Source organism: Sulfuritalea sp. (genome assembly GCF_017302275.1).
Lineage (GTDB): Bacteria > Pseudomonadota > Gammaproteobacteria > Burkholderiales > Rhodocyclaceae > Sulfuritalea.
In genome coordinates this window covers 12030-34347 of sequence record NZ_JAFLDR010000033.1, presented here as the reverse complement: position 1 = coordinate 34347, position 22318 = coordinate 12030, and the positions used below count along the sequence as shown (strand labels likewise).

The 22318-nt window shown below is 65.0% G+C and carries 23 protein-coding genes and 1 tRNA gene; 11 read left to right on the top strand and 13 right to left on the bottom strand.

The window, feature by feature from the left end:
- The 8 genes from J0M27_RS16070 to J0M27_RS16040 form a co-directional block, all read right to left on the bottom strand.
- On the bottom strand, nt 1–237 hold the full coding sequence (locus tag J0M27_RS16070) for a hypothetical protein (protein WP_294993858.1): 237 nt from the start codon (nt 235–237) through the stop codon (nt 1–3).
- Between the two features lie 84 nt (nt 238–321).
- A complete protein-coding gene (locus tag J0M27_RS16065; protein ID WP_294993855.1) occupies nt 322–528 on the bottom strand; it encodes a hypothetical protein in 207 nt (68 codons plus the stop codon).
- A 231-nt stretch (nt 529–759) separates the two neighbouring features.
- Complete coding sequence (locus J0M27_RS16060) at nt 760–2043, bottom strand: dihydroorotase (RefSeq protein ID WP_294993852.1); 1284 nt, start codon at nt 2041–2043, stop codon at nt 760–762.
- A gap of 245 nt (nt 2044–2288) precedes the next feature.
- The gene (locus tag J0M27_RS21400) at nt 2289–3044 is read right to left on the bottom strand and encodes a DpnI domain-containing protein (protein ID WP_365962968.1); all 756 of its coding nucleotides are present in this window, start codon (nt 3042–3044) and stop codon (nt 2289–2291) included.
- Between the two features lie 26 nt (nt 3045–3070).
- Nucleotides 3071–4039 carry an aspartate carbamoyltransferase catalytic subunit gene (locus tag J0M27_RS16055; RefSeq protein WP_294993908.1) on the bottom strand — a complete coding sequence of 323 codons (969 nt, stop codon included), beginning with the start codon at nt 4037–4039 and terminating at the stop codon, nt 3071–3073.
- A 5-nt stretch (nt 4040–4044) separates the two neighbouring features.
- Entirely contained in the window at nt 4045–4542 is a 498-nt protein-coding gene (pyrR, locus tag J0M27_RS16050; protein ID WP_294993906.1) for a bifunctional pyr operon transcriptional regulator/uracil phosphoribosyltransferase PyrR, read from the bottom strand.
- Complete coding sequence (gene ruvX, locus J0M27_RS16045) at nt 4529–4990, bottom strand: Holliday junction resolvase RuvX (protein WP_294993849.1); 462 nt, start codon at nt 4988–4990, stop codon at nt 4529–4531. Before ruvX ends, pyrR begins: the two co-directional genes overlap by 14 nt.
- Nucleotides 4983–5555, bottom strand: coding sequence for a YqgE/AlgH family protein (locus J0M27_RS16040; RefSeq protein WP_294993846.1), 573 nt, complete (start codon nt 5553–5555; stop codon nt 4983–4985). The genes ruvX and J0M27_RS16040 overlap by 8 nt, the downstream gene beginning before the upstream one ends.
- Nucleotides 5556–5615: 60 nt before the next feature.
- On the opposite strand from J0M27_RS16040, the gene J0M27_RS16035 reads away from it, so the two are divergent.
- The 4 genes from J0M27_RS16035 to J0M27_RS16020 all read left to right on the top strand — a co-directional run bounded on the left by J0M27_RS16035 (nt 5616) and on the right by J0M27_RS16020 (nt 9703).
- On the top strand, nt 5616–7043 hold the full coding sequence (locus J0M27_RS16035) for a deoxyribodipyrimidine photo-lyase (RefSeq protein WP_294993843.1): 1428 nt from the start codon (nt 5616–5618) through the stop codon (nt 7041–7043).
- Nucleotides 7044–7426: 383 nt separating this feature from the next.
- Nucleotides 7427–8317, top strand: a complete 891-nt coding sequence (locus tag J0M27_RS16030; protein ID WP_294993840.1) for a 2-dehydropantoate 2-reductase — start codon at nt 7427–7429, stop codon at nt 8315–8317.
- A 97-nt stretch (nt 8318–8414) separates the two neighbouring features.
- Nucleotides 8415–8795, top strand: a complete 381-nt coding sequence (locus J0M27_RS16025) for an HIT family protein (protein ID WP_294993837.1) — start codon at nt 8415–8417, stop codon at nt 8793–8795.
- Nucleotides 8792–9703: a phosphorothioated DNA-binding restriction endonuclease gene (locus J0M27_RS16020; RefSeq protein WP_294993834.1), complete on the top strand. Its 912-nt coding sequence runs from the start codon at nt 8792–8794 to the stop codon at nt 9701–9703. The genes J0M27_RS16025 and J0M27_RS16020 overlap by 4 nt, the downstream gene beginning before the upstream one ends.
- Nucleotides 9704–9786: 83 nt before the next feature.
- Here the strand turns inward: J0M27_RS16020 and J0M27_RS16015 are convergent.
- A tRNA-Arg gene (locus J0M27_RS16015) sits at nt 9787–9862 on the bottom strand.
- A 103-nt stretch (nt 9863–9965) separates the two neighbouring features.
- On the opposite strand from J0M27_RS16015, the gene J0M27_RS16010 reads away from it, so the two are divergent.
- Nucleotides 9966–10403: a c-type cytochrome gene (locus J0M27_RS16010; protein ID WP_294993831.1), complete on the top strand. Its 438-nt coding sequence runs from the start codon at nt 9966–9968 to the stop codon at nt 10401–10403.
- A 61-nt stretch (nt 10404–10464) separates the two neighbouring features.
- Here the strand turns inward: J0M27_RS16010 and J0M27_RS16005 are convergent, their stop codons facing one another.
- The 3 genes from J0M27_RS16005 to J0M27_RS15995 form a co-directional block, all read right to left on the bottom strand.
- Nucleotides 10465–12444 (bottom strand): UvrD-helicase domain-containing protein, encoded by a 1980-nt coding sequence (locus J0M27_RS16005; protein WP_294993828.1) that lies wholly within the window; start codon nt 12442–12444, stop codon nt 10465–10467.
- Nucleotides 12445–12497: 53 nt separating this feature from the next.
- A complete protein-coding gene (locus J0M27_RS16000; protein WP_294993825.1) occupies nt 12498–13178 on the bottom strand; it encodes a DUF4197 domain-containing protein in 681 nt (226 codons plus the stop codon).
- 65 nt (nt 13179–13243) lie between these two features.
- On the bottom strand, nt 13244–14914 hold the full coding sequence (locus J0M27_RS15995) for a long-chain-fatty-acid--CoA ligase (RefSeq protein WP_294993822.1): 1671 nt from the start codon (nt 14912–14914) through the stop codon (nt 13244–13246).
- A 230-nt stretch (nt 14915–15144) separates the two neighbouring features.
- On the opposite strand from J0M27_RS15995, the gene J0M27_RS15990 reads away from it, so the two are divergent.
- A complete protein-coding gene (locus tag J0M27_RS15990; protein WP_294993820.1) occupies nt 15145–15960 on the top strand; it encodes a hypothetical protein in 816 nt (271 codons plus the stop codon).
- Here J0M27_RS15990 and J0M27_RS15985 read toward each other — a convergent pair.
- Nucleotides 15860–16642, bottom strand: a complete 783-nt coding sequence (locus J0M27_RS15985) for a helix-turn-helix transcriptional regulator (RefSeq protein WP_294993816.1) — start codon at nt 16640–16642, stop codon at nt 15860–15862. The two genes, J0M27_RS15990 and J0M27_RS15985, sit on opposite strands and share 101 nt — an antisense overlap.
- 140 nt (nt 16643–16782) lie before the next feature.
- On the opposite strand from J0M27_RS15985, the gene J0M27_RS15980 reads away from it, so the two are divergent.
- The 5 genes from J0M27_RS15980 (at nt 16783) to J0M27_RS15960 (ending at nt 22314) form a co-directional block, all read left to right on the top strand.
- On the top strand, nt 16783–17256 hold the full coding sequence (locus J0M27_RS15980) for a YiaA/YiaB family inner membrane protein (protein ID WP_294993813.1): 474 nt from the start codon (nt 16783–16785) through the stop codon (nt 17254–17256).
- Between the two features lie 23 nt (nt 17257–17279).
- On the top strand, nt 17280–17729 hold the full coding sequence (locus J0M27_RS15975) for a hypothetical protein (protein WP_294993810.1): 450 nt from the start codon (nt 17280–17282) through the stop codon (nt 17727–17729).
- Nucleotides 17729–18607, top strand: coding sequence for a DUF2145 domain-containing protein (locus J0M27_RS15970; RefSeq protein WP_294993807.1), 879 nt, complete (start codon nt 17729–17731; stop codon nt 18605–18607). Before J0M27_RS15975 ends, J0M27_RS15970 begins: the two co-directional genes overlap by 1 nt.
- A gap of 39 nt (nt 18608–18646) precedes the next feature.
- A complete protein-coding gene (locus J0M27_RS15965; protein WP_294993803.1) occupies nt 18647–20521 on the top strand; it encodes an MFS transporter in 1875 nt (624 codons plus the stop codon).
- A gap of 218 nt (nt 20522–20739) precedes the next feature.
- Nucleotides 20740–22314 carry an anti-phage dCTP deaminase gene (locus tag J0M27_RS15960; RefSeq protein ID WP_294993800.1) on the top strand — a complete coding sequence of 525 codons (1575 nt, stop codon included), beginning with the start codon at nt 20740–20742 and terminating at the stop codon, nt 22312–22314.
- Nucleotides 22315–22318 lie beyond the last annotated feature (4 nt).

The following is a 22318-nucleotide window of genomic DNA, read 5'->3' as shown; positions in this document are numbered from 1 at the left end:
TCAGTACAACAGCGCCGCCTCGATATCCTTTTGCTTGACGCCCTGCCTTGCCAGACAGGCAGCCACATACCCCAGCGCGATCGGCGGCAAGCGCTGTTCGCGCATGAAAAGCCCGGCGTCGCGGGTACGGCCGGCGGCCAGATGCTGGCGAACGGTATCGGCCAGCCTGCGCAGCCCTGGAATCGCGCTCGCGCGGGACCGGATCGGTTCGTTATCGATGGCCAGCTGCATGTTCATGGTGTCGGTGCTCCCCTGAATTCCACGGGTGTCGAGACGGCAGCCTTGCGTCGGCGCCTGCCCCGTCCCGCGCCCGGACCGGACTCAGTCCAGGGTCCAGTCTTCGCAGGGCTTCCAGAAATCCGGAACATGGCCGACATCCACCGCATGGCCGATGTCGTCCAGGTTGCGCACCACCACGCCGGAACGTTCGGGTTCATGGTAGCTCCCGTGGTCAACGGGCCGGTACTGCGCAAGATGCAAGGGCTGGCCTGAATAGCCAGAAATCAGAAGATTGCGTGATTGGGACATGATCGCCTCCTGTCTGTCGGGGTGCTCAGGCGGTCTGGAACTCGTCACCTTGAACCGATTCCACTGCCCTTGCTCGTCATCCTAGGCGTGGCGGGAAATTCGGCAATAGTCCGTTCGGGCCTCGGCGCGATTCCACGATAGTCCGTTCGGCCTATGGCGTGACCTATTTCACGCCGCCGCGGGAAGGCGGTTCCGGATTGCGGCAGTGCGGTCGCGGAAGGAGCGCCGCTGTCAGGCGAGCGTGCCGTCGAAGGCCAGGTGGCCATCGATCAGCGTGTAGCGCACGCGGCCGGGAAACTCGACGCCGAGGAAGGGCGTGTTCTTGCCCTGGCTGCGCAGGTTCTCGCGCGTGACGGCATATTCCGCCACCGGATCGAAGACGCAGATGTCGGCGGCGGCGCCGACGCCCAGGCTGCCGGCCTTGACGCCGAGGATGCGCGCCGGATCGGAGGTCACCCGGGCCAGCGCGGTGGTCAGCGGCAGCTTCATTTCCCGCGCCCACTTCAGGGTCAGCGGCAACAGGAGTTCGAGTCCGGTGGCGCCGACTTCCGCTTCGTCGAAGGGCATCTGCTTGCCGTCATCATCGACCGGCGTATGGTCGGAGCACAGCGCGTCGATCGCGCCCGAGGCCAGTCCCGCACGCAAGGCATCGCGGTCCCGGACCGAACGCAGCGGCGGGTCGAGCCGGGCATGGGCATTGAAGAAGCCGATATCGACCTCGCACAGGTGCAGGTGGTGCACCGCCACGTCGCAGGTCACGCCGATGCCGGCGGCACGCGCCGCGACGATCATGTCGACACCCGCCGCCGAGGAAACACGCGTCACATGCACGCGCGCGCCGGTCTCGCGGGCCAGGTGCAGGATGGTCGCCAGGGCGATGGTTTCGGCCGCCACCGGGATGCCGGCGAGGCCGAGGCGGGCAGCGACCTCACCGTCATGGGCGACGCCCTTCTTCGCCAGGAATGGGTCCTGCGCCTGAAGCCAGACCGGGAAATCGAAGGTCGCCGCGTACATCATGGCGCGCAGCAGGACCTGGGTATCGACAATGGCGCGATTGGCCTGGCCGAAGGCGACGCAGCCGGCCTCGCTCAATTCCGCCATCTCGGTCAGCGCCTTGCCTTCGAGTTGTGCGGTCAGTGCGCCCACCGGATGGACGTGGGCAAACTCGGGCAGGCGCGCGCGATGGGTCAGCATTTCCACCAGGCCGGGTTCGTCCAGCACCGGATCGGTGTCCGGCGGACAGGCCAGGGACGTCACACCGCCCGCCGCCGCCGCCGCCATTTCGGATTCCAGCGTGGCGCGGTATTCGAAGCCCGGCTCGCGCAAGCGTGCCGCGAGGTCGACCAATCCGGGACAGACGACGCAGCCCGTCGCGTCGAGCACGCTGTTGGGCTCGAAACCGGCCGGCGCCGTGCCGATGCCGACAATGCGCCCGGCACCGATGAACAGGTCGAGCGGCTTGTCGGTGTTGCTGGCCGGGTCGATCAGGCGACCGTTCTTGATGTGGATTTTCATGGCGTCAAAATGCTAAGAATTTGAAACCGGAATATCGCAATCGTTAGCCATGTCGGCAAATAGGGCTGATGGGATCGGAGTGCCAACCGGATCGGCTCGATAGTTGTCCCAGTCGAAGACCGCGACTTCCACTCCGGTGTCGGCAACAAACTCGGCGACGCCGCCCGAAACGATCACTAATACACGTGGTCGATTCTTTTGTGTGGGGCCTGGGCGGCATTCAGGAGACGGGAAAAGGCTGGAAGTCATTGTGGGGGCACACCATGGGTCAAGCGATACGTTCCCCGCGACAAGAACTCTAGCCACCCTTTATCGCGGAGCACCTGAAGTTGCTGGCGCAGCTTCTCTCGAACATGCAAGTTGTCAGGAAAGGCCAATTGGGCCTCACTTTCTAGCGCATACACGTCCCGAAGCGAGAACGTCTCAGTTCCGATTCGTCGCACTAGCGACATCGTTAAGGTAATCCAGCCGCGTTGCGAACTTCGATATTCGTCCAAGAACTCTGAGCGCGTCCAAGCTGCGCGAACTCGCTCTGTAGGCTCCGCCTTGAAGTCCGTAACGCAACACACGCGCCCGTCGGGCGGTAGCATTCCAATATTCAGATTACATCCTCGCCAACCCGCGCGGCGACAGTGAGCCCCCAACGGCCTCCGCGGAATAACAATCTCTTCGACGAGAAATTGGCGCGGAACCGCCGCAACGCTTTGTACTCGATAGTCCTGCGTGTAATTCAGCAACAGCAGATGTGGCCTTTGGTCTGAGCGAATCGACGAAACCATCGAATCATAGGCGCCATCCGGCACGATTGCGCCAAAAAGTCCCTTCTTGCTTTTCAGCTCAAACCCCGCCCTGCAACTCTCGCAGGTGAAGTCTCGCGCCATTGTGTTGTTCCTGGTCCGCGAAAGACGATGGTTACACTTGGGACAATTCAGATTTGCCTCCACCCACGACTCGCTGAAGACGCGGGCGCGCTGGGCCCCGCTTTTGTATTGAGCGAGCATTAGCTCGTATTGCGACGCCATCGGGTTCAATTTCCCGCCAGCATGACCATCACTGCCATTCGCACCGCGATGCCGAAGGTGACCTGCGGCAGGATCACGGCCTGGCTGCCGTCGGCGACGGCGGAATCGATTTCGACGCCGCGGTTCATCGGCCCCGGATGCATGACGATGGCGTCGGGCTTGGCCAGCGCCAGCTTCTCCGGCGTCAACCCGTAGGACTTGAAGTATTCCTGCGTCGAAGGCAGCAGCGCGCCCTGCATGCGTTCGTTCTGCAGGCGCAGCATCATCACCACATCGACGCCGCGCAGGCCCTCGCGCATGTCGTTGAACACCCGCACGCCGAGGCGCTCGATGCCCGTCGGCAGCAGGGTCTTGGGCGCGATCACGCGCACTTCGGGTACGCCCAGCGTGGTCAGCGCGTGGATCTGGCTGCGCGCCACGCGCGAATGCAGCACGTCGCCGACCACGGCGACCGTGAGCTGGCTGAAATCCTTCTTGTAGTGGCGGATGGTGTACATGTCGAGCAGGCCCTGCGTCGGGTGCGCATGGCGACCGTCGCCGGCATTGACGACATGAATGTGGTCGCGCCCGGTGGCGGCCAGGTGCTGCGCGATCAGGTAGGGCGCGCCGCTTGACGCGTGGCGCACGACGAACATGTCGGCCTGCATCGCGGCGAGGTTGTCCGCGGTGTCGAGCAGGGTTTCGCCCTTGTTGGCCGACGAGGTGCTGATGTTGAGGTTGATGACGTCGGCGGACAGCCGCTTGGCGGCGATTTCGAAAGTGGTGCGGGTACGCGTCGAATTCTCGAAGAACAGGTTGAACACGCTCTTGCCGCGCAACAGCGGCACCTTCTTCACCTCGCGCTCGGCAACCTCGGAAAATGGCGCGGCGGTATCGAGGATGCGCGCCAGTACTTCGCGTGGCAGGCCCTCGATGGTCAGCAGGTGGTTGAGTTCGCCATGCTTGTTCAACTGGGGGTTGCCGCCGGCGGACATGAAATTCATTTCTCCATCACCCGGAAGGACAGCCCGCCGTCGGCCGCGCGCTCCAGCGCCAGCATCTGCGCCGGCGGCAGGCTCATGGCATGCGGGCAGAAGGTCGGCGCGATGGGCAGTTCGCGGCCCCCGCGATCCGTCAGCACGGCAAGGTCGATCCGCGCCGGGCGGCCGAAATCGAACAGTTCGTTCATTGCGGCACGGATGGTGCGTCCGGTGTAAAGCACGTCGTCGACGATCACCACATGGGCGCCCTCGACGTCGAAGGGGATGTGCGAGGCCCGCGCATTCGCGTGCAACCCCCGCTGGTTGAAATCGTCGCGATAGAAGGACACGTCCATCGACCCGGAAGGAATCTTCAGGCCCAGCGCGGCGTGCAGGCGTTCGGCGACCCAGACGCCGCCGGTGTGGATGCCGACCAGCGCGGTACGCCCGGAATCGACGCACGGCCGCATGGCCTCGGCGAGGGCGGAACAGAGTGCTTCGGCGTCAGGCAGTTGCATGGGCTGAAGGTTGGTCATGGGTCTGGAACCAGCTGTTGAGGATGACGAGCGCGGCTTCGGCGTCGACCTGCTGCTTGCGCCGGCGCCAGTCCAGCCCGCGCTCGCGCAGCGTCGCGTCGGCCTCGGTCGAGCTGAAGCGTTCGTCGACGGCATCGACCGGCAAGTGGAACCGGCCGCGCAGCTGGTTGGCGAAGCGGTCGCAGCGCGCCGTCATCTCGTGCGGCGTGCCGTCGTCGTTGAGCGGGCGCCCCACCAGCAGGCGCCGCGGCTGCCACTCGGCGATCAGGGCGGCGATCGCGGCGAAGCGCACGTCGCTGGCTTCGCCGTCGATGGCGGTCAGCGGCCGCGCCGCGCCGGCGCAGCCCGATTCCATTTGCATGCCGATGGCGACGCCGATCCGCTTCAGGCCGAAATCGAAGGCGAGTACCGCCCCCCCCGCCTCAGGCATGTCCGGCCACATCCGAGAGCCTGGCGAAATCCACGCCCAGCAGCTGCATCGCGGCCGGCAGGCGTTCTTCCGGCGGTGTCACGAAGATTATCCCGGGATCGGCTTCGACGGTCAGCCAGGAATTCTGCGACAGTTCCCATTCGAGCTGGCCGGCGGTCCAGCCGGCATAGCCGAGGCTGACCAGCACTTCGGCGGGCTCGCCGGTACTGCCCATCGACTGCAGGATGTCGCGCGAACTGGTCAGGGCGATCTTCTCGCTGACGTTGAGCGACGATTGCCAATGCCCGGCCGGGCGATGCAGGACGAAGCCGCGATCGGTCTGCACCGGGCCGCCGAAATATACCGGCAGCTCGGCGAAGCGGGCTTCGGTCTCACCGTCGTCGAGCGGAATGCTGACGCGGTCGAAGAGCCCGGCGAGGTTCATGTCCATAGGCCGATTGACGATGATGCCGATGGCGCCATCCGCGTTGTGTTCGCAGATGTAGGTCAGCGTGCGCGAAAAATTCGGGTCGGCCATGGCGGGCATGGCGATCAGGAAGTGATTGGCGAGGCTGATGGTTTCCATGAATGTGGCGCCATTGTAATCTGTCGGCCCGTGCCCGAGCGTCCCCGTCCGAAAACCCCCATGTCCACTGCCCTCGTCTGGTTTCGTCGCGACTTGCGCGTGCAGGACCACGCCGCGCTGCACCTCGCGCTGCGGGATTTCGAAGGCGTGCATTGCGCCTTCGTCTTCGACACGACCATCCTCGACCGCCTGCCACGCCGCGACCGACGCGTCGAGTTCATCCTGCGCGCGCTCGAGGAAGTGGATGCGGCCTTGCGCGCCATGGGCGGCGGCCTGATCGTGCGCCACGGCGATCCTTGCGAGGAAATCCCCCGCCTTGCCGCCGAACTCGGCGTCGCCGCCGTGCTGGCCAACCGCGACTACGAGCCGGCGGCGATCGCGCGCGATGCCGAGGTCGCACGCCGTGTCGCCGCCGCCGACTCTTGCTGGATCGACTGCAAGGACCAGGTGATCTTCGAACGCGACGAGGTCATGACGCAGGGTGGCAGGCCCTTCTCGGTATTCACGCCCTACAAGAACGCCTGGCTCCGGCGCCTCGCGGCCGCCGACCTCACTGCTTTTCCGGTCGAGCCGTTCGCCCCGCGGCTGGCGCCGCCGCGCGCCAGCGAGCGCGTGCCCACGCTCGAGGAACTCGGCTTCGAAAGCACCGACCTCGCCGCGCTGCGCCTGCCCACCGGCATGAGCGGCGCGCAGACCATGTTCCGCGATTTCGCCGAGCGCATCGACGACTACGCCGCGAAACGCGACTTCCCCGCGCAGAAGGGCTGCTCCTACCTTTCCGCCCATCTGCGCTTCGGCACGATCTCGATCCGCCAGCTCGCCGGCTACGCGCAGTCGCAGCCGGGTCGCGGCGCCCAGACCTGGCTCTCTGAACTGGTCTGGCGCGACTTCTACCACGCGATACTGTGGCACCACCCGCGCGTGGTCACGCAGTGCTTCAAGCCCGACTTCGACGCCCTGCGCTGGGATGACGCACCCGACCTGCTCGCCGCCTGGCAGGCCGGGCGCACCGGCTACCCGCTGGTCGACGCGGCAATGCGCCAACTCGACCAGGCCGGCTGGATGCACAACCGGCTGCGCATGGTCACCGCCTGCTTCCTGAGCAAGGACCTCGGTCTCGACTGGCGCCTGGGCGAAGCCTGGTTCGCCGAGAAGCTGCTCGACTTCGACCTCGCCGCCAACAACGGCGGCTGGCAATGGGCCGCCTCCACCGGTTGCGACGCCCAGCCCTGGTTCCGCATCTTCAATCCCGTGACCCAGTCGGAGAAGTTCGATCCCGCGGGCCGCTTCATCCGTCGCTACGTGCCGGAACTGGCGGCGGCGCCGGCCCGGTTCATCCACGCGCCATGGCGCATGGATGCGGCGCAACAGGCCGCCTGTGGAGTCGTCATCGGCCGCGACTACCCGGCGCCGGTGGTGGACCATGCGGCGGCGCGCGAGCGCACGCTGGCGCGCTTCAAGGCGGTGCGCGGCGCGGCCGGTGACTGATCCGAGGCCGCCGCAGGCGCCGGGATTTCCGGAGGACATCCCGGCCATGGACAAAAGTCGGCGCCCCGCCGGGACTTGCTTCGGTCGCCGGCGACGCGGCAAGACCCATCGGTACGCGGCCGCTTGGCACGCCCTGAGGCGGAAATGCCTTGCCCATACTAGAATCATCGATGACCCCGCAACGCGGGGCCGGCATTTCCACGGTTTCGTCCCGTCCGAGGCAGGTCCAGCAAAGGTACGCGCCAGCCATGAATACGCATCGCCCCTCCTCGCCTTTCAGCAGGTCGCGCTCGATTTCATGAACGGCGACCACCAGGAGTTCGCCAGGATTCGCGGGAAACTGCCGGAGCGAATCGTCGCGGTCAGGCTGGGAAGCTGAGGCCATGAAGACCGCGGTACTCGGTGCCGGCGCCGTGGGCTGCTACTACGGTGGCATGCTGGCCCGCGCCGGCCGTGAAGTGGTGCTGATCGGCCGCCAGCAGCATGCGGACGCCATCAACCGCGATGGACTCTACATGGAGACCCGGAGCTTCAAGGAACACGTCAGGGTGGCGGTCCGCACCGACGCGGCCGGCATCGCCGGCGCCGACATGGTGCTTTGCTGCGTGAAGTCGACCGACACCGCGCAGGCCGCCGCCGAGATGGCGCCGCACCTCGCAGCCGATGCCACAGTGCTGAGCCTGCAGAACGGCTACGACAATGCCGAGCGCCTGCAGGCGGCACTGGAGCGACCTGTGCATCCGGCCGTGGTCTACGTCGCCACCGAAATGGCCGGGCCGGGCCACCTGCGCCACCACGGGCGCGGCGAACTGGTGATCGGGCCGTTCTCGCGCGGCGCCGAGGTCGTCGCCGAATTCGCCCTGGCCGGCGTGCCGGTAACGGTCTCCGACAACGTCGCCGGCGCCCTGTGGGCCAAGCTGATCATCAACTGCGTCTACAACGGCCTGTCGGCGATCACCCAACTGCCCTATGGCCGCATCGCGCCGGGCGAAGGCGTCGCCGATGTGATGGACGACATCGTCGCCGAATGCCTGGCGGTGGCGCAGGCCGACGGCGTCACGGTGCCCGGCGACATCCGCGCCACGGTGGCCGGCATAGCGCAGTCGATGGCGACGCAGAAATCGTCGACCGCGCACGACGTGGCGCGCGGCAGGAAGAGCGAGATCGACCATATCAACGGCTACGTGCTGCGGCGCGGCGCGGCGCTGGGCATCGCCACACCCGTCAATCGCGCCATCCACGCGCTGGTACGGCTGCTGGAGGGCGACCGCTGAGCGAGACGTCAGGGGTCTCAGCGCCCGCTACCACGTGTGCCGAATCCACACCCGCGTTCGCCCCTGCCGAAGGTGACATGACCACGGACCATCCCGGATGAATCGTCCCTGCCCGTTCTGCACCGTCGCGCCGACGCGCATCGTCGGCGAAACCGACCTCGCCGCCGCGATCACGGACGGCTTTCCGGTGTCGCCCGGACACACGCTGATCATCCCGCGCCGGCATGTCGCTTCGTTCTTCGAAGCCACGGCTGCCGAACGGGAGGAGATGCTGCGCCTGCTGGACGAAGCCAAGGCCAGGCTCGATGCCGAACGCCGCCCCGACGCCTACAACATCGGCATCAACGACGGCCCCGCCGCCGGGCAGACCGTCGCCCACCTGCACATCCACCTGATCCCGCGCTACGCCGGAGACGGCCCCGACCCGCGCGGCGGCGTGCGCTGGGTGTTGCCGGAAAAAGCCAAATACTGGCCATGACGCGCGACGAGATCCTCCGGACATTCGACCGCATGCGCGTATGGCAGCGCGGTGACCAGCGCGCGGTGCACAAGCCGCTGCTGGTTCTGTTCGCGCTCGCAAGAGTCGGCGCCGGCGACACGGCGACGATCGACTGGAACGAGGCCGAACCCCGTCTGAAAAGCTTGCTCGACGAATTCGGCCCGGATGGTTCGGGGAATTCCCGCCACCATCCGTTCTGGCACCTGCAGACCGACGGCCTGTGGCGGCTCGAGGGGCCGCCGGACATCCTGTCCCGGCCGCCATCGGCGACACCGACCCTGGGTGAATTGCGCTCCAACCATGTACGCGGCGGCTTCCCGCCGGCGCTGCGAGCGGACCTGTTGCGCGATCCGCAACTGGTCGCCACCATCGCCCAGCGCATCGTCGACGCCCACTTCCCGGAGTCGATCCGACCCGACGTGCTGGCCGCGGTGGGCTTGCCGACGCACCTGACGGAAGCCACATCGACGCCGGAACAGATCCGGCGCCGCGATCCGGCGTTTCGCGAAAAGGTGCTGCTCGCCTACCAGTACCGCTGCAGCGTCTGCGGCCACAACCTGCGCCTCGGGCATCAGCCGATAGGGCTCGAAGCGGCGCACATCAAGTGGTTTCAGGCCAACGGGCCGGATGTCGTCCCCAACGGCATCGCCCTATGCTCGCTACACCATAAGGTGTTCGATCTCGGCGCCTTCACCATCCTGCCACGCAGCTACCAGATGGTCTTCAGCCAGCACCTCAATGGTAGCGACGAGTCGGCGGAAAAGATTCTTGCGTATCACGGCGCCAGCCTGATCCTGCCGCAGAGCAGTGATTACATGCCCCAGCCTGAATTTCTCGACTGGCACCGCAAGCAGGTTTTCAAGAGTCCGGAACGCAGCCTGCGCTGACCCGGCATCGGGCGCGACCGGGTTGGAATTGCCGACGATTGCGGATCGGAACTGCCGGTCGCCAAAATCAACGAAACAAAAACTGGCGCGCTCGGCGGGGATCGAACCCACAACCCCTGGCTTCGGAGGCCAGTACTCTATCCATTGAGCTACGAGCGCGCGGAGGGGGCGAAGCATAGCGCGTTCGGGTGCCTGCGTCCAATGCCAGCGGGCGATTCCGCTATAATCACGCCCTCTGTTCGACTCACTCGGGAAGATGCTCATGGCACACTTGAATGGCCGTACCCTCGCCGCGGCGGGCGTACTTGTACTCTCCGTAAGTGCTTTCGCCATGGGCAGCCGCCCCAAGGACGCCGACGAGGCCACCAACAAACGCATCGCGCCGGTGTCCCGGGTGCAAATGGCCGCGGAGTCCGCCACGGCGGCGGTGGGCAGCCGCAGCGGCGAACAGATCTACAAGGCGGTCTGCGGCGCCTGCCACGATTCGGGCGTGGCCAATGCCCCAAAACTCGGTGACAAGGCGGCCTGGGCGCCGCGCATTGCGCTTGGCCTCGACGGCCTGATGAAATCGGCGATCGCCGGCAAGGGCGGCATGCCACCGCGCGGCGCCTCGGACGCCAACGACGCGGAACTGGCGCGCGCCATCGCCTACGTGGCGAACAAGTCGGGCGGCAACCTCAAGGAACCGGCCGCCAAGTAGGCCGGCCCCGCGCCACGCCAAAGGGACCGCTTGCGGTCCCTTTTTGCTTTCCGGATGATGCTCAGCGTTTCCCAGCCAGCATGGCGCGCAATGCGCTGGCGCGCGCGCGCGCGGCATCCGGCTCGGGAACGGTGTTGCGCTGTTGTACGGCCGAGGCGACCTCGGCACCCATTTCGACGATGAAACGCGAGGGCTCGCGCAGCATCAGTTCGCGGCCCTGCTTGCGCTTTTCGCAGTGGCTGACGGTCAGGCTGGCCTGGGCACGGGTGATGCCGACGTACATCAGGCGCCGCTCCTCTTCGAGCTTGCCCGGCTCCAGCGAGTCGCGATGCGGCAGCAGGCCCTCCTCGACGCCGACCAGGAAGACGTGGCGGAACTCCAGTCCCTTGGCCGCGTGCAGGGTGGCGAGTTGCACGGCATCCTGTTCGCCGTCGTTCTGGTCCAGCATCGACAGCAGCGCCACGGACTGCGCCAGTTCGAGCAGGTTCCTGCTCTCCTCGACACCCTTCTTTTCCAGCCACGCGACGAGGTCGCTGACATTGGCCCAGCGGGATTCGGCCTCGCGCGGCTCCAGTGACTCGAACAGCCAGCTCTCGTAGCCGATGGCGCGCACCAGGTCATTGAGCACCGCGCCGGCCGCTTCCTTCGCCGCGCGCGCTTCCATGCGCTTGATGAAATCGCCGAACTCGCGGAGCGCCGCGCGCTGCTTGACGTTGAGATCGGCGTCCAGGCCCGGAGCGTAGATCGCCGCGAACAGGCTCTGGTGGCGACGGCCGGCGGCGCGACCCAGGGCTTCCAGGGTGGTGCCGCCGATGCCGCGCTTCGGCGTGGTGACGGCGCGGATGAAGGCCGGATCGTCGTCCTGGTTGGAAAGCAGGCGCAGGTAGGAGGTGATGTCCTTGACCTCGGCGCGATCGAAAAAAGATTGCCCGCCGGAAATGACGTACGGGATGCGCTGCGCGCGCAGTTGCTGCTCGATGGCGCGCGCCTGGTGGTTGCCGCGATAGAGGATGGCGTAGTCGGAAAAATTGGTGCGTCGCTCGAAGCGGTGGGCCGAGAGGCGCGAGACCACCCATTCGGCCTCGTGCTCGCCGTCGCGGCAGTTCTGGACGTGGATCGCCTCGCCCTGGCCGTGCTCGGACCAGAGCTTCTTTTCAAACAGCTTGGGATTGTTGGCGATCAGGGTGTTGGCGGCGTGCAGGATGCGCGCCGTGGAACGGTAGTTCTGCTCCAGCTTGACCACCTTGAGGCCGGGATAGTCCTCCTTCAGCAGGCGCAGGTTCTCGCTGTCGGCGCCGCGCCAGGCATAGATCGACTGGTCGTCGTCGCCCACCGCGGTAAAGGAATCGCGGCCCCGGGTCAGCAAGCGCAGCAAGCGGTACTGGCCGCGGTTGGTGTCCTGGTACTCGTCGACCAGCACGTGCCAGAGCCGGCTGCGCCAGCGCTCGGCCACCTCGTCGTGTTCGCCGAAAAGCTTCACCGGCAAGCGGATCAGGTCGTCGAAATCGACTGCCTGGTAGGCGCGCAAGGTGCGATCGTACGCGGCATACAGGGTGGCCGCAGTCGACTCGATGTCATCGGCAGCCTCGGCCAGCGCGGCCTCGGGTTCGACCAGCTGGTTCTTCCACAACGAGACGCGCGACTGCAGCGCACGCAGGCGCAGTTTGTCGACATTGCCGGCCAGCTCCTGGTAGAGCGCCGCGGTGTCGGCCGCATCGAGGATGGAGAAGCCGGGCTTCAGGCCCAGCTTGCCTGCCTCCTGGCGCAGGATGCGCACGCCGAGCGCGTGGAAGGTGCTGACGATGAGGCCCTCGGCTCGGCCGCCGATGAGCTTGCCGACGCGCTCCTTCATCTCCTTCGCCGCCTTGTTGGTGAAGGTGATGGCGGCGATCTGGCCCGGTTTGACACCGTAGTCCTCGACCAGCCAGGCGATCTTCTGGGTGATGACGCGCGTCTTGCCCGAGCCGGCGCCGGCCAGCACCAGCAGGGGGCTGTCGAGGTGGCGTACGGCTTCGAGTTGCGCCGGATTGAGCTTGAACATGGGCGAGATCGGCGTACCGCCAGCGCCGACTCTTGGGACTGGCGGCGGCGAAATTACTTCAGCGCGCCGAACACCTTCTGCGCCAGCTTGCCGGCCGCGCCGGCCGGATCCTTGCGAATGGCTTTCTCCTCTTCCGCGATCATCAGGTAGAGGCCGTCCAGCGTCTTCTGCGTCACGTAATTTTCCAGTTGCGCATCCTGCTCGCGCACCAGGCCGAATTTCGATGCCTTGCCGGCGAGCCGGTCGTACTTCTCCGCCAGCTTGACCTTGGCCATGGCCTGCTTGACCACCGGCTTGAACTTCTCCGCCAACGGGCCGGAGGTGGTGCGGCGGAAGTACTGCGTCGCCGCGTCCTCGCCGCCCGAGAGAATGCCCTTGGCATCCTGTACCGACATCTGCTTGATCGAGTTCACCAGCAGGGTCCTGGCCTGCGGCACGGCGGCCTCGGCGGCGCGGTTCATGGCGTTGACCAGCTCGTCGGCCTGCTTGCCCATGCCCAGCCCGCGCATCACGCCCTCGACCTTCTGCACGCTTTCCGGCAGCGGGATCTTCACTTTCGGATTGCCGAGGAATCCGTCCTGTTTGCCGAGCAGGTCGACGGCCTTGGCGGCACCCTGGGTCAGCGCCTCCTTGAGGCCGCCACCGGCGTCTTTGCCGGAAATGTCGGCGAGGCTCAGGGCGTGGGCGGAAGTGGCCAGCAGCAGGCCGGCAAGCAGGGTGAATAAGGGACGCATGTTCGGACTCTCCTTGAAAAGCAACGGCCGCCGCCCGAATGGACGGCGGCCGACGAGCGTGAAGCTTACTTCGGCCGCAGTTCGCGACGCAGGATCTTGCCCACCGGCGTCTTCGGCAGGTCGGGGCGGAACTCGACATACTTCGGCCGCTTGTAGCCGGTGAGATGCTCCTTGAGGAAGTCCATGACCTGCGCTTCGGTCAGGTTCGGATCCTTCTTGACGATGAAGATCTTCGGCACCTCGCCCGAGTGCTCGTCGGGCACGCCGATTACCGCCGCCTCCAGGACTCCCGGGCAGTTCATCGCCACTTCCTCGAGCTCGCTCGGATAGACGTTGAAGCCGGAGACCAGCACCATGTCCTTCTTGCGGTCGACGATGCGCGTGTAGCCGTTCTCGTCCATGATGCCGACGTCGCCCGACTTGAAGAATCCGTCGGCGCTCATCACGTTGGCGGTCTCTTCCGGGCGCTGCCAGTAGCCGGCCATCACCTGCGGGCCGCGGATGCAGATTTCGCCCGACTCGCCCAGCGGCACGTCCTTGCCCTCGTCGTCGCGGATGGCGATTTCCGTCGACGGCATGGGCAGGCCGATGGTGCCGGTGAAGCCCTTGAGGGTGGCCAGGTTGCAGGTCGCCACCGGCGAGGTCTCGGACAGGCCATAGCCCTCGACGATGCTGCTGCCGGTGATCGCGGTCCATTTTTCCGCCACCGGCTTCTGCGTCGCCATGCCGCCGCCAAGGCTGATCTTGAGGCTGGAAAAGTCGAGCTTGGCGAACTCCGGGTTATTGGCCAGGGCGTTGAAGAGGGTGTTGAGGCAGGGGAAGATGTTGAACTTGAAGGTCGACAGCTCCTTGACGAAGCCGGGAATGTCGCGCGGGTTGGGGATCAGCAGGTTGCAGGCGCCGATGCGCGTGCCGATCATGTTGCACACCGTCAGCGCGAAGATGTGGTACAGCGGAAGGCAACAGACGAAGTTCAGCTGCACGTTGGCGGTGCGCGTGTTGACCGCCGGTTGCAGCCATTCCTCGACCTGCAGCATGTTGGCCACCACGTTGCGATTGAGCAGGGTCGCGCCCTTCGACACGCCCGTGGTGCCGCCCGTGTATTGCAGGAAGGCGACGTCCTCGCGCGTGCGCGGCACGCTCTTCAGCGTCATGCCCGCGCCCTGCGCCACCACGTCGTTGAAGCGGAAGGAGCCGGGCAGCGAGAACTCGGGCACCATCTTCTTGACCTTGCGCACCACGAGGTTCACCAGCATGCCCTTGAGGCCGCCGAGCAGGTCGCCCATCGCCGCCACCACCACGTGCTTGACCGGCGTGTTGGCGATCACCTTCTCCAGCGTGGTGGCGAAGTTCTCGATGATGACGATGGCCTGGGCGCCGCTGTCCTTGAGCTGGTGCTCGAGTTCGCGCGGCGTGTATAGCGGGTTTACGTTGACCACCACGTAGCCGGCGCGCAGGACGGCCGCGACGCAGACCGGGTACTGCATGATGTTGGGCATCATCAGCGCCACGCGGCTGCCGGGCGCGAGGCCGCGCGACTGCAGCCAGGCGCCTAGCTTCGCCGAGGCGGCATCCAGTTCGCCGTAGGTGATCGACTTGCCCATGCAGACGAAGGCCGTGCGCGCGGCATACTTCTTCATCGATTCCTCGAGCATCGCCGCCACGGTTTCGTACTGCGTGTAATCGATCTCGGCCGGCACGCCGGCGGGATAGTTCTTGATCCAGGGCTTTTCCATTGCGGTCTCCTCCGTTTGGTTATCGTCCATTATTGCATCTGGTTCGCCTGCCGTCAGCAACGGTCGGGACCGGCGGAGTATAGCCATCCGCCCGTGTCAGCACGGCCCTGCCGCAAAAAGGGTATCGTTTCGCGATCCCGGCGGGCGCGGACGCCGCGCCTTCCGCATTCGTGCTTTACCGGACCCCGCACCGAACGCATCCTGGCTTCACCTTCAACCCGGAGAACGCCATGAAATCCACGCTGCAATACCTGCCGACGGCGGTAACCTTGCTGCTCGCCGCCGCTGCCTTGTTCCACGGTCCCATCCACCAGCCCGCGGGCTATCACGACTTCGCCGACCAGACGCACTGGCTTGGCATTCCCCATTTTTGCGACGTGACGTCGAACCTCGGCTTCGCCCTGGTTGCTTTCTGGGGCTGGCTGCGGCTGATGCCGAACCGCAGCCATCCCCATCTGCGCCATGGTTTCGCCGGCTACCGCCTGTTCCTGGCCGGGCTCTTCCTTACCGCGCTGGGCTCGACCTGGTACCACCTCGCCCCGGACAACGCGCGCCTGGTCTGGGACCGCCTGCCGATCGCCCTGGCCTGCGCCGGGTTGCTGGCCGGCGTGCTGGGCGACCTGCGGAGCATCGATAGCCGCAAGCTGACCCACTGGCTGGCCCTCGCTGCCGTCGCCAGCGTCGCCTGGTGGTACTTCACCGACCTCGCCGGCAGCGGCGACCTGCGCCCCTACCTGCTGCTGCAGGGCCTGCCCATCCTGCTGATACCGCTCTGGCAGTGGATATACCGCGCGCCCACCGCCGATCGCCTGGCCTTCGGCGGCGCCCTGGCAATCTATGTTGTCGCCAAGCTGACGGAAATCAACGACCACCAGATCGCCGCAGTCCTCGACCCGGTCTCCGGCCACACGCTGAAGCACCTGCTGGCGACGGGCGCGGCCGCCCTCATCGTCGGCCGCCTGGCCTTCCGGCTGCGGGCGCCGCAGCCGGCTTCCGCCGCTGCATGTCCGCCAGTGCCGCCATCAGCCATGAGCGCATGCCGATGACGATGGTGTAGGGCCGCCGCTGGTCGGGCGGCAGCTTCTGGTCGGCCAGGTGCTGGTTGGAAAAGTCCTGGCCGACGCGCATCAGCCGTTCGCGGAAGGAATTGGCCAGGCCGCGGCCGATTTCGCCATGCACCACCATCAGCACTTCAGACTCGCCGTCGAAACCGCCGGCGAAATAGTCGTCCAGCACCTCCTTGCGGAAGAACTCCATCACCGGACCCTGCGGCAGCCAGCGGAAGCCCTTGGCCACCTTCAGGCGGTAGCGGTTGCCGGGGCGCAGGTCGATGATGCCGATGCGGTCGAGTTGGGTCAGCGCCTTCACCAGCCTGGCCTCGGTCAGTTCGTAGGTGGCGAGGATTTCCTCGGCCGGTACCTGGCTGATGACGCAGATCGCCACCACCAGCAGCGTGCGGTCGGCCACCACCGCCTTCTCCTGCGCCAGCGTCAGCTCCAGCATCAGCGGCTGGGTATCGGCGACGCGGCGCGCGAGGTCGGCGAAATCGAGGTTGATGATGCGGCAGATGTCGTCGATGCGCGACACCGGCATGTCGCCGCCCTTGCCGAACATGCGCTTGACGCTGGATTCGGCCATGCCGAGACGTTCGGCGACCACGGCATAGGTAACGCCCGCGGCCTTGAGTTCGTTCTTGAGCAGCGAGATCAGATCGGCGGTAGTGCTCATGACGTTGGCGACTTCCTAAAAAAGTATCTTGAAACGATACTGCAAGTCACGCATTAGAGCACATCGTCGCCCTTGCTTGTACCGTCGAACGGCCTTGCCCATGATGCGTCCGTCACATCAACAACCACAAGGAGCACATCATGGAAAACATCGTACGCATCGTCCAACGCGACACCGGCGCCTGGCGCCTGCAGGTCTGGATCTCCTTCGGCATCGCCCTGCTGGTCTGCGGCACCGGACTGGCCTGGCTGCCGGGCGGAGACCTCGACCGCGCCTTCATGGTCATGGGCTATTTCTTCTGCCTCTCGTCGGCCTTCGTGCTCGCCAAGTACGTGCGCGACAACGCTGCTTCGCCCGCGGACACGCCGATGTGGGCGCTGGTGGTCTGGGGCGGCTTCGCGCTGTCGATGGCGCTCACCGCCTGGGGCCTGTGGCGCATGGAGATCAACCCGACCTGGAAAGCCTACCTGCTGGTGAGCTGGCTCTACCTGATCTCGTCGGCCTTCACCCTGGCCAAGACCCTGCGCGACTCCTACGAGGCCGACCGCCTGGAGCGCGGCGAGGAAGCCGCCAGCACCCCAGCCGCTTCGGACGTCGCTGTCGCCAACCACTGAACCACCCGTACAAGGAGACCATCATGACCACCTCAATTTCCCGTCGCCGCGCCTTGCGTACACTCTGCGGCATCGCCCTCGCCCCGGCCGCCGTGCTGTTCGCCGGCCCCGGCCGCGCCCATGGTGGCGCGTCGGATGCCAGCGCCGCGTCGAGCCTTTCCCTCTCGCTGCCGATCGCCGTGCTCAGCGCGGCGCCGGTGATGATCCTCAGCGCCGGCGCGGTGCTGACCGTGGTCGCCGTCGAGGCCTCGGCCGCGGGTACCGTCTGGCTGCTGCGCCGTGCTTCGGACGGCGCCACCGCCAGCCTGCGCCTCAGCGGCCAAGCCGCCGCCGCGTCGCTGGTGGTGGCCGGGACAGCGATCTCGGTCACCGTGATCGCCGCCGGCTGGTTGCTGTCGGTAGCCGGCGAGGTGGTCTGCCTGGTGCCCAACGCCCTGGGCGAATCCCTGCTGCATAACGAAAGGATCCGCTGATGAAGGCCCTCGACAAGATCAGGCGCGTGCTCTGCGCCGCCGTGGCCGCGCTGATGCTGGCCTGCCTCGCCACCCCGGCGCTGGCGGGACAGAACTGCGAAGCGCGCCGCCCGACGCTGGACTCGATCCGCCGCGACCTCGCGCTGGCCGCCAGCGTGGCGCAACAACTCGACGAGATGGCGCAGCGCGACGGCAGCACGGTGCTGCTGATCGCCCGCGCCGGACAGGACCTGGGCCAGTACGGCCTGCGCTATTCGCACCTGGGCATCGCCTACCGCGACGATGCCGCGGCAAACGGTCGCGGCGCCTGGCGCGTGGTACACAAGCTCAACGAATGCGGCTCCAGCCGCAGCACGCTCCATCGCCAGGGCCTGGCCGAATTCTTCGGCGACGGCTTGTACCTGCATGAAGCCGGCGTGGTCGCGCTCAAGCACGAGATCGCCGCTCGCATGGTCGAGCAATTGAAGGACGACGGCCTGCTGGCCGTGCTTCACGAACCGCGCTACAACATGCTGGCCTACCCGTGGTCCGGCCCCTACCAGCAGAGCAACCAGTGGGCGATCGAAACCCTGGCGATGCTGATCGAGCCTTCCGTGACCAGCCGCGCCACGGCGCGCGACTGGTTGCGCTCAAACAACTACCGGCCGACCACCCTGCAGATCGATCCGCTGAAGCGACTGGGCGCGCGCGTGGCTACCGCCCACATCGCCTTCGACGACCATCCCTTCGGCCGGAGAATGGCCGGGCAGATCGACACCGTCACGGTGGACTCGGTGTTCGCCTGGGTGGAGCGCGCCGGCTTCGGCAGTGCGCCCATGCGCCTGCGCACGCTGCCGCCGGCCGGCGCGCCCGCCCGGGCCGGCATGCAAACAACTTAGAATCCGCCACTTCGCCTTGTATCCGCAAAGGACACGTTCATGAGCAACCAATCCGGCCTGCTGCGCGCGCGCCGCTTCGCCCCGCTGTTCGTCACCCAGTTCCTCGGCGCCTTCAACGACAACGTGCTGAAGAACGCGATGGTGGTGCTGCTGACCTTCCAGGCGGCAAGCTGGACCACGATGAAGCCCGAACTGCTGGCCAACCTTGCGGCGGGCATTTTCATCCTGCCCTTTTTCCTCTTCTCGGCCACCTCCGGGCAACTGGCGGACAAGTACGACAAGGCGGAGCTGGCACGGCTGTCAAAGCTCCTCGAAGTCGCCATCGTCCTCATCGCCGGCGTCGGCTTCTTCGTGCAAAGCCTCAACGTGCTGTTCCTCAGCCTGTTCCTGATGGGCGCGCAATCGACGCTGTTCGGGCCGGTCAAGTACGCCATCCTGCCGCAGCACCTGAAGAGCGAGGAACTGGTCGGCGGCAACGCGCTGATCGAGGCCGGCACCTTCGTCGCCATCCTGCTCGGGACGCTGCTCGGCGGACTGCTCGCCGCCAGCGAGGCGGCTACCGTCTGGATCACCGCCGTCGGCCTGGTCGTCGCCGTCGCCGGCTACCTGGCCTCGCGCGCGATCCCCGTCGCCGTACCGCCAGCGCCGACTCTTGCGATCAACCCCAATCCACTGACCGAGACCTGGCGCAACATCGGCTTCGCGCGAGAGAATCAGGTCGTATTCCTGTCGATCATGGGCATCTCGTGGTTCTGGCTGTTCGGCGCGTTGTTCCTCGCCCAGTTCCCGGCCTATACCAAGGACGTGCTGGGCGGCAGCGAAACCGCGGTGACGCTGCTGCTGGCGACCTTCACCTTCGGCATCGGCGTCGGCTCGCTGCTGTGCGAAAAGCTTTCGGCGAAGCGCGTGGAACTTGGCCTCGTACCGCTGGGTTCGATCGGCCTGACCGTGTTCGCGCTCGACCTCGCCTTCGCCTCGCCGGCGACGCCGGCCGCCGGCATCGGCGCCATCGCCCTGCTGCAGTTCGCCTCGACCTGGCGCGTGCTGGCCGACCTGGTCCTGATCGGCATTTTCGGCGGCTTTTTCATCGTGCCCTTGTATGCCCTGGTCCAGCAACGCTCCAACCCCGAGCATTGCGCCCGCGTCATCGCCGCCAACAACATCCTCAACGCGCTGTTCATGGTGGTCGGCGCGCTGGCCGCCGCGGGCATGCTCGCCGCCGGCCTGAGCATACCGATGCTGTTCGCCGTGGCCGCGGTCTGCAATGCGGCGGTGGCGCTGTTCATCTACGGCCTGGTGCCCGAGTTCCTGCTGCGCTTCATCATCTGGATGCTGATCCACACCGTGTATCGCCTGCGCATACAGGACCTGGACCATGTGCCGGAAGGGGGCCCGGCGGTGATCGTCTGCAACCACGTCAGCTTCGTCGATGCGCTGGTGATCATGGCCGCCTGCAAACGCCCGATCCGCTTCGTCATGGACCACCACATCTTCCGCTGGCCGCTGCTCAATTTCGTCTTCCGCACCAGCAAGGCCATCCCCATCGCCTCGGCCAAGGAAGACCCGGCGATGATGGACAGGGCCTTCGAGGAAGTCGGCAAGGCGCTCGATGCCGGCGACCTGGTCGGCATCTTTCCCGAGGGCAAGATCACCGCCGACGGCAACATCAACCCCTTCCGCCCCGGCATCACCCGTATCCTCGCGCGCAACCCAGTGCCGGTGGTGCCGATGGCCCTGCGCGGCCTGTGGGGCAGCTTCTTCTCGCGCAAGGACGGCCCGGCGATGACCAAACCCTTCCGCCGCGGCCTGTTCTCGAAGATCGAGCTTGTGGGGAGTGCCGCCGTGCCGGCGGCAGCAGCGCTGCCGGAACGCCTGCAGGCCGATGTTACGGCCCTGCGCGGCGACTGGGCTTAGCCACTGTGAAGTTTTCGATGAATCCCCTAATCCGCTAAATTGGGCATAGGTCCTAGTGCATCTTTCGCAATCAAAGACATGATATTGAAATATGCTAACAATGTACTGCAATGAGCGAATTGATTTCTAGGCTGCATCATTGTGAAGGCCCTGGCACATATGATCTAGTCGCCTAGCCTGTCCGTACCGCAACCTTTACCAACTGGAGTGCTGATGGCATGACTGGAACTAGTGGTACCGGGCAGCGAAAAACTAACCATCCAGAACCCAGTCGTTTTCCAGAGTTGTTTTTCGGCTTGATCGGCCCGGCTGGTACCGACCTTAAGATAGTCTTCAAAATCTTGCGAAAGGCGCTAATGGAGGTCGGTTATAACGTGCCGAAGCAAGAGATTCGACTGAGCAAGCTCATTGAGGAACTACTTGTAGTAGATTTCAGCGGTCTTCCACACGATGAGCGCGTTGATAACCTCATGAATGAAGGGACACGAATTCGTGAGGTTGCAGGAAACGGCGGCGCAGTGGCTTTGCTTGCACTTGCTGGAATCGACAAAATTAGACGCAGCGAGTTCCTAGATTCACCTGAGCGAAACGCTTACATATTGCATTCCCTCAAGCACCCGGATGAAGTTGAGGCCCTTCGAAATATCTATGGCCGATTCTTTTTTGCGATTTCCGTCTACGCGCCACGCGAATCCAGAGTTGACTCCTTGGCAGCGAAGATCACCAAATCGAAGCATCTCAATTCGACTGGAGCGAGAGCAGAGGCGGAACGACTAATCGAGAAAGACGAATCGGAGGCAGGGAAGTCGCTCGGTCAAGACGTAAAGGATGCCTTTCCGCGAGCAGACTTATTCGTAGACGTTACTGACAAGGAACAATTGGAACGCAATATCAAACGATTCGTCGAGCTAGTTTTTGGGCACCCTTTTCACACTCCAACACGCGATGAATTTGGGATGTACCACGCTAGGTCAGCCGCATTGCGATCTGCCGACTTGGCTCGACAGGTTGGTGCCTCGATTGCTTCCTCCGAATGTGACCTCATCGCCGTTGGCTGTAACGATGTGCCGAAAGCGGGGGGTGGGTTGTACTGGGTAGGCGACAAACCTGATGGAAGAGATTTTCATCTCGGCCGTGATGCAAGCAACGAACAACGCGAACAAACCTTGGCTGAAATACTTGGCCGGTTCAAAGACCATGGCTTACTCAGGGATAAGAACGTTGATATCAAGCAGTTGGTATCTTCTTTGCTTACAGGCAAGGAAAAGAACGTCTTAAAGGGTACTCAAATCTTGGGCCTTATCGAGTTCGGTCGAAGTGTTCATGCCGAAATGGCAGCTATAATCGATGCGTCTAGACGAGGTGTTCCAGTTAAGGCGGCGACGCTTTACACGACGACCTTCCCGTGCCACCTTTGCGCAAGACATATCATTGCTGCTGGAATTGATCGGGTGGTCTACATTGAACCTTATCCGAAGAGCAAAGCGCGAGATTTCTATTCGGACTCAATCGTAGTGGACCCCGCAAAGCATACAGTTGGACGAATTCGATTCGAGCCGTTTGTTGGAGTAGCGCCTAGGCAGTACATGGAAATTTTCGATATGCCAAGCCCCGATAGTAGGAAAGATGACTCTGGGCGAATTGTCGACTGGCCAAAAAGTGATCACCGACCGAGATTTAGACAGTACGGTACAACCCATACATTTTTAGAAAAACAAATCATTAGGGAATTCATTCCAGAACTCGCAAAGAAGCTCGGTTTGAATTCGGCGTTGTTTCACGAATCAAGTTAAGGAG

Bases quoted from the DNA above. Each gene is read 5' to 3' on its own strand.
- J0M27_RS16070 (WP_294993858.1), bottom strand. From the start codon at position 237: ATGAACATGCAGCTGGCCATCGATAACGAACCGATCCGGTCCCGCGCG.
- J0M27_RS16065 (WP_294993855.1), bottom strand. From the start codon at position 528: ATGTCCCAATCACGCAATCTTCTGATTTCTGGCTATTCAGGCCAGCCC.
- J0M27_RS16060 (WP_294993852.1), bottom strand. From the start codon at position 2,043: ATGAAAATCCACATCAAGAACGGTCGCCTGATCGACCCGGCCAGCAAC.
- J0M27_RS21400 (WP_365962968.1), bottom strand. From the start codon at position 3,044: ATGCTCGCTCAATACAAAAGCGGGGCCCAGCGCGCCCGCGTCTTCAGC.
- J0M27_RS16055 (WP_294993908.1), bottom strand. From the start codon at position 4,039: ATGTCCGCCGGCGGCAACCCCCAGTTGAACAAGCATGGCGAACTCAAC.
- pyrR (WP_294993906.1), bottom strand. From the start codon at position 4,542: ATGCAACTGCCTGACGCCGAAGCACTCTGTTCCGCCCTCGCCGAGGCC.
- ruvX (WP_294993849.1), bottom strand. From the start codon at position 4,990: ATGCCTGAGGCGGGGGGGGCGGTACTCGCCTTCGATTTCGGCCTGAAG.
- J0M27_RS16040 (WP_294993846.1), bottom strand. From the start codon at position 5,555: ATGGAAACCATCAGCCTCGCCAATCACTTCCTGATCGCCATGCCCGCC.
- J0M27_RS16035 (WP_294993843.1), top strand. From the start codon at position 5,616: ATGTCCACTGCCCTCGTCTGGTTTCGTCGCGACTTGCGCGTGCAGGAC.
- J0M27_RS16030 (WP_294993840.1), top strand. From the start codon at position 7,427: ATGAAGACCGCGGTACTCGGTGCCGGCGCCGTGGGCTGCTACTACGGT.
- J0M27_RS16025 (WP_294993837.1), top strand. From the start codon at position 8,415: ATGAATCGTCCCTGCCCGTTCTGCACCGTCGCGCCGACGCGCATCGTC.
- J0M27_RS16020 (WP_294993834.1), top strand. From the start codon at position 8,792: ATGACGCGCGACGAGATCCTCCGGACATTCGACCGCATGCGCGTATGG.
- J0M27_RS16010 (WP_294993831.1), top strand. From the start codon at position 9,966: ATGGCACACTTGAATGGCCGTACCCTCGCCGCGGCGGGCGTACTTGTA.
- J0M27_RS16005 (WP_294993828.1), bottom strand. From the start codon at position 12,444: ATGTTCAAGCTCAATCCGGCGCAACTCGAAGCCGTACGCCACCTCGAC.
- J0M27_RS16000 (WP_294993825.1), bottom strand. From the start codon at position 13,178: ATGCGTCCCTTATTCACCCTGCTTGCCGGCCTGCTGCTGGCCACTTCC.
- J0M27_RS15995 (WP_294993822.1), bottom strand. From the start codon at position 14,914: ATGGAAAAGCCCTGGATCAAGAACTATCCCGCCGGCGTGCCGGCCGAG.
- J0M27_RS15990 (WP_294993820.1), top strand. From the start codon at position 15,145: ATGAAATCCACGCTGCAATACCTGCCGACGGCGGTAACCTTGCTGCTC.
- J0M27_RS15985 (WP_294993816.1), bottom strand. From the start codon at position 16,642: ATGAGCACTACCGCCGATCTGATCTCGCTGCTCAAGAACGAACTCAAG.
- J0M27_RS15980 (WP_294993813.1), top strand. From the start codon at position 16,783: ATGGAAAACATCGTACGCATCGTCCAACGCGACACCGGCGCCTGGCGC.
- J0M27_RS15975 (WP_294993810.1), top strand. From the start codon at position 17,280: ATGACCACCTCAATTTCCCGTCGCCGCGCCTTGCGTACACTCTGCGGC.
- J0M27_RS15970 (WP_294993807.1), top strand. From the start codon at position 17,729: ATGAAGGCCCTCGACAAGATCAGGCGCGTGCTCTGCGCCGCCGTGGCC.
- J0M27_RS15965 (WP_294993803.1), top strand. From the start codon at position 18,647: ATGAGCAACCAATCCGGCCTGCTGCGCGCGCGCCGCTTCGCCCCGCTG.
- J0M27_RS15960 (WP_294993800.1), top strand. From the start codon at position 20,740: ATGACTGGAACTAGTGGTACCGGGCAGCGAAAAACTAACCATCCAGAA.